We start from the raw sequence: 7,539 nt of genomic DNA, 5'->3' as shown, positions 1-7,539 counted from the left end.
CGGGAGCCGGCGGGCAACGGGAGCGTCGGCCCGCCGTCGCCGGAGGCGCGGTTGGTCAGCACGGTGATGGACGCGCGCTGGGCGGCCTCCCCCGCCTCCCGGAACGCGGCGGACCCGACGATGCGGCCGGCCTTCTCCACGTCGACGAGCGGCGCGTCGAAGAGCCCCAGGACGAACTTCTCGCGCAGCAGGCGGCGAGCGGAGACGTCGATGCGCTCCTCCGAGATCTCGCCCGACCGAACGAGGTCGATCAGGAGGTCCGGGATGGCCTCGCCGCCGAACTGGTCGGCCCCCGCCTCGATGACCTTCTTCATCCGCTCGCGCGGGCTGAGGTGCTCGACGCCCCACGCGCGGGCGGGGAACGGCTGGCCCATGATCTCGGAGTCGGAGATGAGTCCCCAGTCGGTGCAGACGATACCGTCGAAGCCGTAGCGCTCGCGCAGCAGGCCGGTGATGACGGACTTGTTGAAGCCGAAGCCGACCTCCTCGTACTCGGTGCCGACCGGCATGCCGTAGTAGGGCATGATCTGGCTGGTGCCTGCCTCGAATGCGGCCTCGAACGGCTTCAGGTGCAGCTCGAACTGCCCGCCCGGGTAGACCTGCTCGCGGCCGTAGGCGAAGTGCGCGTCCTCGCCGTCCATTTGCGGTCCGCCGCCCGGGAAGTGCTTGGTCATCGTGGCGACCGAGTCGGGGCCGAGCTCCGCGCCCTGGAAGCCGCGGATGTAGGCGGCGCCGAGGCGCGAGGTCAGCTCCGGGTCCTCACCGAACGTCGCGACCTGGCGCCCCCAGCGCGGTTCGGTGGCGAGGTCGATCTGCGGGTGCAGCGCCACGCGGATGCCGACCGCCGTGTACTCCTGGCGCGCGATGTCGCCGAAGCGCTCGACGAGCTCCTCATCGCGGGTCGCCGCGAGACCGATCGACTCCGGCCAGCTCGAGAACGGGCCGGCCATCATCCCGGCCAGCGGGTTGTCGCTGAACGAGTGGCGCGGGTCGGTGGAGATGGTGACCGGGATGCCGAGGCGGGTGGACGCGGCGAGCTCCTGGAGGGCGTTGTGCCACTGCGCCATGAGCTCGGCCGTGGGGGCGGAGCCGAGCACGTTGAAGTGCGTCATGCCCGCGCCGATCACGTACTCCTCGTTCGACGGCAGGCCGAACATCGGGTCGCCGGGGGCGAGCCCGCCGTCCTGGCTCATGGAGATCATGGTCTGGAAGAACAGGCCGGCCTTCTCCTCCAGGGTCATCTGGCCCAGGAGGTTCTCGACCCGCTCCTCGACGGGCAGGGAGGCGTCGCGGTACGTGGGGTCGACGGGCAGTTCGTCGGCCGCTCCGGTGACGTCGATGGTGTCGGTCATGAGTTACTTGACTCCCTTGATTCGATAGACGAGCACTGCCCCCGCGAGGGAGACGAGCGCACCGAGCAGGTACCAGAGCGTGTAGCCGCCGAGGGCGGTCGTCGCCCCGAAGGCGATGATGGAGGGGGCGATCGCGGGGGCGATCGACTGCGGGAGGGCGTTGGCGATGTTGAGAACGCCGAGGTCCTTGGCGGTGTCCGCCTTGTTGGGCAGCACCTGGGTGGCGAGCGCGGTGTCCACCGAGAGGAACGAGCCGGTGCCCAGGCCGATGATCGCCTGCGCCACGATGACGACGCCGATGTTCGGGGCGAAGGCGAGCACGACCAGGCCGACCACCATGATGAGTCCCGCGGCGGTCACGAACGGGCGGCGCTTGCCGATCTTGTCCGAGAGGATGCCGCCGAGCGGTCCGGAGAGCGCCATCGCGAGGGTGGAGGCCACGTTCGCCAGCAGGATCGTCTCGATTGCGGCCGACTCGCTCAGGTGGAACTTCTCCGTCAGGTAGAACGGCAGGAAGGTGGCGATCCCGGCGTAGCCGAAGAAGATGAGGAACTTGGTCAGCCAGGTCCAGCCGAAGTCCTTGTGCTTGACCGGGTTGAAGACGAACGAGCCGAAGAACTCCTTGACGCCGTAGCGCTCGGCCGGCTTCTCGGCGAGCACGCGGTCCTTCAGGGTGAGCACGAACACGAGGACGAGGATCACGGCGATCACCGCGGGCACGACGAAGCGGCTGAAGTCGTCGGCGAGGAAGTTGACGATGAAGCTGCCGCCGAGGATGGCGACCGGCGTCGTCATGCCGACGATGCCGGAGACCTTGCCTCGGCGCTCGACGGGCACCTGGTCGGGCACGGTGGCGGTGGAGGCGGCCAGCACGCCGTTGAGGGACGCCTGCACGATGCACCAGCCGATCAGGACGATCCACGGGCTCGTCGCGACGCCGATCAGCACGAACGCGGCGAGGCCGACGAGCACGCCGCCGAGCATCCACGGGCGGCGCATCCCGAATCGGGAGGCCGTGCGGTCCGACAGGCGGCCGACCAGCGGGTTGCAGATCAGGGCGAAGAGGGCGCCGACGCCGGTGATCATGCCGAGGGAGGCGGTGGCCTCCTCCGGAGACGCGGTGATGTGCTGCACCTTGAAGGCGAGCGAGACCAGCACCGGGGTCAGCAGGGCGAGGTAGAGGCCGAAGTTCGCGAAGGCGAGGCCGGGGATGAATCCGCGGGGCGCGCCGCTCTTCGGAGAGTCGGCGCCGGAGGGACCGGGGCCGGACGGGGCGGCCGTGGGTGCCCCTGACGCCGTGGACGACTCTGTCATGGTGTTCCTTTCGGGAGGACCTGAGCCTTCGTCGGCTCGGGATGAGTGTACACACAATTAGACCGCGTGGTAACTCAAACCTGTCCGACTGGTAACCGCGCTGTGACAGAATGGACCAGGCTCGAGGAGGGGAGGGGATCGATGAGCGGACGACTGGCGACCGACGAGCGCCCCGCCTCCGGGCGCGCGGCCGCGGCGATGCGGACGCGCGAAGCGATCCTCGAAGCGGCCTCCGCTCTCTTCGTGGAGCAGGGCTTCGGAGCCGTCTCCCTCCGCGACATCGCGACGCGGGCGGGGCTCTCGCATCCCGGCGTCTTGAAGCACTTCGCCTCGAAGGACGAGATCCTCGACGCCGTGGTGGACGGCTTCGAGCGAAGCAACGGCGAGTGGATCGACGGGCACGGGCTCGGCCTCGACATGTACGGCGACCTCGCCCGGCACAACGCCGAGATCCCCGGGTACACCGCCCTCTTCACGACCCTCGCGGGTGAGGCGACGCGAGCAGACCATCCCGCGCATCGGCGCTTCCGCGAGCGCCATCGCGAGATCCGCACCCGGACGATGCAGCAGTTCCAGGCTGCCGTCGAGGACCGCCTGCTGCCGCACGACACCGACATCGCGGGCGAGTCCGTGCGCCTCGCTGCGGCGTGGGACGGCCTGCAGCTCATGTCCCTCTACTTGCCCGACCGCGCGGATGTGGCCGGGATGGTCGACGCGTACGTGCGGAGGCTCCAGGGCCTCGCGGTGACGGACGTCCCCGTCGCTCCGGTCGCGCCGTCCTGGCCCGCCGAGACCACCTGGGCCGACGCCCTCGGGTACGCCCCGGGCCGCGCTCGCCGGGCGCAGATCATCCAGGACGCCTCCGCCCTCTTCGCGAGCCGCGGCTTCCACGCGACGAGCCTGCGCGAGATCGCCGAGAAGGCCGGCATCGGCAAGTCGACCCTCCTCCACCACTTCTCGACCAAGGAGGAGCTGCTCGCCGCCGTCATCGCCCGCCGCGACGCCACCCTCGACGAGCGCCACGGCATCGACTCCGACGACCCGCTGCGCCTCCTGCTCGAGTTGCCCGAGGCCGGCCGCCGCGACACACGGCAGGAGCCGGGGCTCATCGAGCTCTACTCCGTACTGTCGGCGGAGGCGGCCGCTCCCGCGCATCCCGCTCACGAGTACTTCCGCGGGCGGTTCGAGCTCGCCATCGCCCGATTCGGCGACCTGTTCGCCCGCGCGGCAGCCGATGGCCACCTCCGCCCCGGCCTGTCACCCGAGGCCGAGGCCATCTGGCTCGTCGCCCTCTGGGACGGTCTCCAGCTGCAGTGGCTCTACGACCCGGAGAGCGTGGACGTCGGCGACCAGCTGGCCGCGCACCTCAAGCACCTTCTCGGCTGATTGTCTACCGGAATACTGGAATGGCTCGCATACCCGAGAATGGTCCGGTGGGTATTCCTGAAACCTCGGTTCCGCTGCTGCTCGGACGGTATCGGCCGCACCAGCTCCTCGCGCGCGGCGGCTCGTCGATGGTCTTCCGCGCGGTGGACGAGAACCTCGGTCGCGACGTCGCCATCAAGCTGTTCTCCTCGGGCACTCAGGACGACGTCGTCCGCTTCCGCACCGAGGTCGGCGTGCTGGCCGGGCTGCGCCACCACGGCGTGGTGTCCATCCTCGACGCGGGCGTCGACGACTCCTCCCCCGAGGACCCGCGGCCGTTCCTGGTCATCGAGCTGGTCGAGGGCGACACCCTCCGCGCGGCCCTGGGCACCCGCGCACTGACGACGCGGCAGATCGGCGAGCTCGTCTTCGAGGTCGCCGAGACCCTCGAATACATCCACGCCCGCGGCGTCATCCATCGCGACGTCACACCGTCGAACATCATGATCGTCGACTACCGCACCCGCTTCTCCCGGCCGCGAGCGCGCCTCACCGACTTCGGCCTCGCCATCCACGGCTCGATCCCGCGCGACCCGGAAGGGACGACGAACGGGACGGCTGCGTACCTCAGCCCCGAGCAGGTGCGCAACGAGCCCCTGACCCCGGCCTCGGACATCTACTCCCTCGGCCTCGTGCTGCTGGAGTGCTTCTCGGGCACGATCGCCTTCCCCGGCACCCCGGTCGAATCCGCCCTCGGCCGGCTGGACCGCGATCCCGAGCTGACGGACGAGGTACCCGAACGGTGGCGGCCGCTGATCCGGCAGATGACCGCCGCCAGCGCCGCCGACCGACCGTCGGCGGCGGAGGTGACGATCGCCGCGCGGGGTGCGCTCCGGGCGGACCGGGAGGAGGACGCGGAGTAGGCGAACCTCGGGCTCGGCTACGAATCCACCGAGTCGACGAGCCCCCTCACACGTCGCGACCGAACAAGTCCTCCCACGTCTCGCGCCGGATGACGGCCCGCGCCTCCCCGTCGCGCACGAAGACGACGGGCGGGCGGCGGTAGCCGTTGTAGTTGTTCGCCATGGTGTGCGTGTACGCACCGGTCGCGGGTACCGCGAGCAGGTCGCCGACGCGCGCCGCGGGCAGCCGCAGCGGATCGACGAGCACATCGCCCGACTCGCAGTGGCGGCCGACCACCACGACGTCCTCGGCGTCCTCGTCGTGCATACGGCCGGCGAGCGCGGCCTCGTAGCGCTGGTCGTACATCGCCGCCTCGAGGTTGTCGCCCATGCCGCCGTCGACGGCGACGAAGTTGCGGGCGTCCCGCTTGACGGTCGTGACCGTGTAGAGGGTGAACGCGGACCCGTTGACCATGCTGCGGCCGGGCTCGATGATGAGCTCCGCCTCCGCGGGCAGATGCTCCCGGGCCGCCGCGAGGAGGGTGCCGACGTACTCGTCCACGGACGCCGGGCGGTCCTCGTAGGTGTACCGGGCGCCGAGGCCGCCGCCCAGGTCGTAGACGGGGAACGTGCCGAGTGCCGCCAGCGGGGCTACGGCCGCCGCGAGCTCCGCCGGGTCCATGATCTGCGACCCGACGTGGGCGTGCACACCGCGCATGTCGAGAAGCGGGCTGGCCTCGATCCGGGCGATGAGGAGGCGCGCGGCCGCGGCGGTCAGGCCGAACTTCGACCCGACCTGCCCGGTCTGCACGTGCGGGTGCGTGGACGACGCCACCTCGGGGACGACGCGGACCAGGACGCCCTGCACGGTTCCGGACGGGACCAGCTGCTCCAACCGGTCGACGTCGTCCTCGTTGTCCACTACGACGAGGCCGATCCGCGCCTCCACCGCGATCCGCAGTTCCTCCGTGGTCTTCGCGTTGCCGTGCATCACGACCAGCGCCGGGTCCACGCCGGCGCGCAGCCCGCTGAGCAGTTCGCCGCCGCCCGCCACGTCGAGGCCGAGTCCCTCCTCCACCATGACCCGCTGCACGGCGGTCGCCGGGAAGGCCTTCGACGCGAACACCACCCGCGCGTTCGGCCAGCCCGTGGCGAGGGCGTCGCGGTACTCCCGCGCACGCGCCCGGAGGGACGCCTCGTCGACGACGATCGCCGGTGTCCCGAACTCCCGGGCCAGGTCGTCGACCCGGCCCCCGGCGATCGTCAGCGTGCCGTCGGGGTCGACGGCCGCTCGGGGCGGGAAGAGGTCGAGGATGGGGTGCGCCATGGCTGGGTCCTTCAATCGGTGTCGGGTCAGGCGATGCCTGGTTCTGGTGCGACGGTGCGGCGGTCGCTCACTCCCGGTCCCGGGTGGCGACGCCGTGCGGGACGACGACGACCGGTACCGGCGAGTGGCGGACGATCTTGGCGGCGTGCGAGCCGAGGAACACGCGCGAGAGAGGTCCGAGGGTGCTCGACCCCACGACCAGGACTTCGTTCGGCTCCCACTCCACGGCCGCCAGGGCCGCCTCCCACGTCTCGCCTCGTCCGACGGCGACGCCGGAGACGACGGGAGCACGGTCCAGCTGCGTCACCCGGCGCGCCAGCGACGTCGCGTGCTTCTCGATGTCGGCGGCCCAGGTGTCGGCGATGGCGGTCTCGGCGTCGAGTCCCGCGCCCGAGGTCCCCGAGTCGGGCGGGACGACGGCGAAGGACGCGATCCGCAACGCGGCGCCCAGCGTCGCCGACACCGCGGCCGCTCCGAGCACGAGGCCGGCCGAGGCGCCGGTCCCGCGGTAGGCGGCGGTCACGCGGCTGACGCGGGAACCCTCCGCCACGCGATAGCCCCGCGGCGCGACTGCGACGGGAACCGGTGACGCGTGGAGGAGGGCGTCGCTCTCCGCGCCGAGGGCGATGCGCCCTTGCCGCGCCTGTGCCGCCGATCCCACCACGATCAGCCCCGCCTCCCGCTCCTCCGCGAGGCTGTTCAGGCCGCGACGGGCCGAGGGGGCCTCGTACACGAGGTACTCCGCGGCGATGGAGCCGCCCAGCACCGCCGCCGCGTGGTCGAGCGTGCTGTCCGCGGCGTCACGGGTGTAGCCGCGCCATTCGGCGTCCGCGCCTCCCGCCGTCGCGGGCCAGGCGGGCGGGACGATGGCGGCGACGACCAGGCTCGTGCCGGAGGAACGCGCGAGCATCCCGGCCAGGTGCAGCGCCGACGCGGAGCGGTGCGCGGGGTCCACCCCGACGACGATGCTCATTTCCGGCCTGCCCGTCGGCGCGCGGCGGCTTCGCGGATCTCGCTCTTGCTCGGCTGCGCGAAGTTGCTCGTGTACGGAGCCTCCGCGTCCACGGCCGGCCGCCCGGCCTGGAGCTTGGAGTGCGTGCGGCCGTAGAACCAGTAGAAGACCAGGAACGCGGCTGTCCAGATGAGGAACACCACGATCGTGATCACCCTCAGCTGCGTGATGATGGCGATGCAGCCCGCGATCGACAGGATCGGGATGGTCCAGCCGAGCGGGAGGCGGAACCCGCGCTCCAGCTCCGGCTCGCGAACGCGCAGGATG

7 protein-coding genes are annotated in these 7,539 nt (G+C 71.3%); 2 read left to right on the top strand and 5 right to left on the bottom strand.

Annotated elements, in window-relative coordinates; all coding sequences use genetic code 11:
• The coding region (locus BGO91_RS09815; protein WP_290473134.1) for a glycoside hydrolase family 3 N-terminal domain-containing protein at positions 1–1,352 on the bottom strand (1,352 nt) is incomplete at its 3' end.
• Positions 1,353–1,355: 3 nt separating this feature from the next.
• On the bottom strand, positions 1,356–2,666 hold the full coding sequence (locus tag BGO91_RS09810; RefSeq protein ID WP_290472577.1) for an MFS transporter: 1,311 nt from the start codon (positions 2,664–2,666) through the stop codon (positions 1,356–1,358).
• Positions 2,667–2,807: 141 nt separating this feature from the next.
• On the opposite strand from BGO91_RS09810, the gene BGO91_RS09805 reads away from it, so the two are divergent.
• On the top strand, positions 2,808–4,052 hold the full coding sequence (locus tag BGO91_RS09805; RefSeq protein WP_290472576.1) for a TetR/AcrR family transcriptional regulator: 1,245 nt from the start codon (positions 2,808–2,810) through the stop codon (positions 4,050–4,052).
• Positions 4,053–4,099: 47 nt separating this feature from the next.
• A complete protein-coding gene (locus BGO91_RS09800) occupies positions 4,100–4,954 on the top strand; it encodes a serine/threonine-protein kinase (protein ID WP_290472575.1) in 855 nt (284 codons plus the stop codon).
• A 46-nt stretch (positions 4,955–5,000) separates the two neighbouring features.
• On the opposite strand, the gene lysA is transcribed toward BGO91_RS09800, so the two are convergent.
• The 3 genes from lysA to BGO91_RS09785 form a co-directional block, all read right to left on the bottom strand.
• Positions 5,001–6,260, bottom strand: a complete 1,260-nt coding sequence (lysA, locus tag BGO91_RS09795; protein ID WP_290472574.1) for a diaminopimelate decarboxylase — start codon at positions 6,258–6,260, stop codon at positions 5,001–5,003.
• Positions 6,261–6,327: 67 nt separating this feature from the next.
• On the bottom strand, positions 6,328–7,233 hold the full coding sequence (locus BGO91_RS09790; protein ID WP_290472573.1) for a universal stress protein: 906 nt from the start codon (positions 7,231–7,233) through the stop codon (positions 6,328–6,330).
• Positions 7,230–7,539 (bottom strand): amino acid permease C-terminal domain-containing protein (locus BGO91_RS09785; protein WP_366925294.1); only part of this gene is annotated, 310 nt, incomplete at its 5' end. The genes BGO91_RS09785 and BGO91_RS09790, both read right to left, overlap by 4 nt.

This window comes from Leifsonia sp. 71-9 (assembly GCF_001898805.1).
GTDB lineage: Bacteria > Actinomycetota > Actinomycetes > Actinomycetales > Microbacteriaceae > Leifsonia.
Note: the sequence above shows the minus strand (reverse complement) of the source record. Positions and strands in the feature narration are given on the sequence as shown.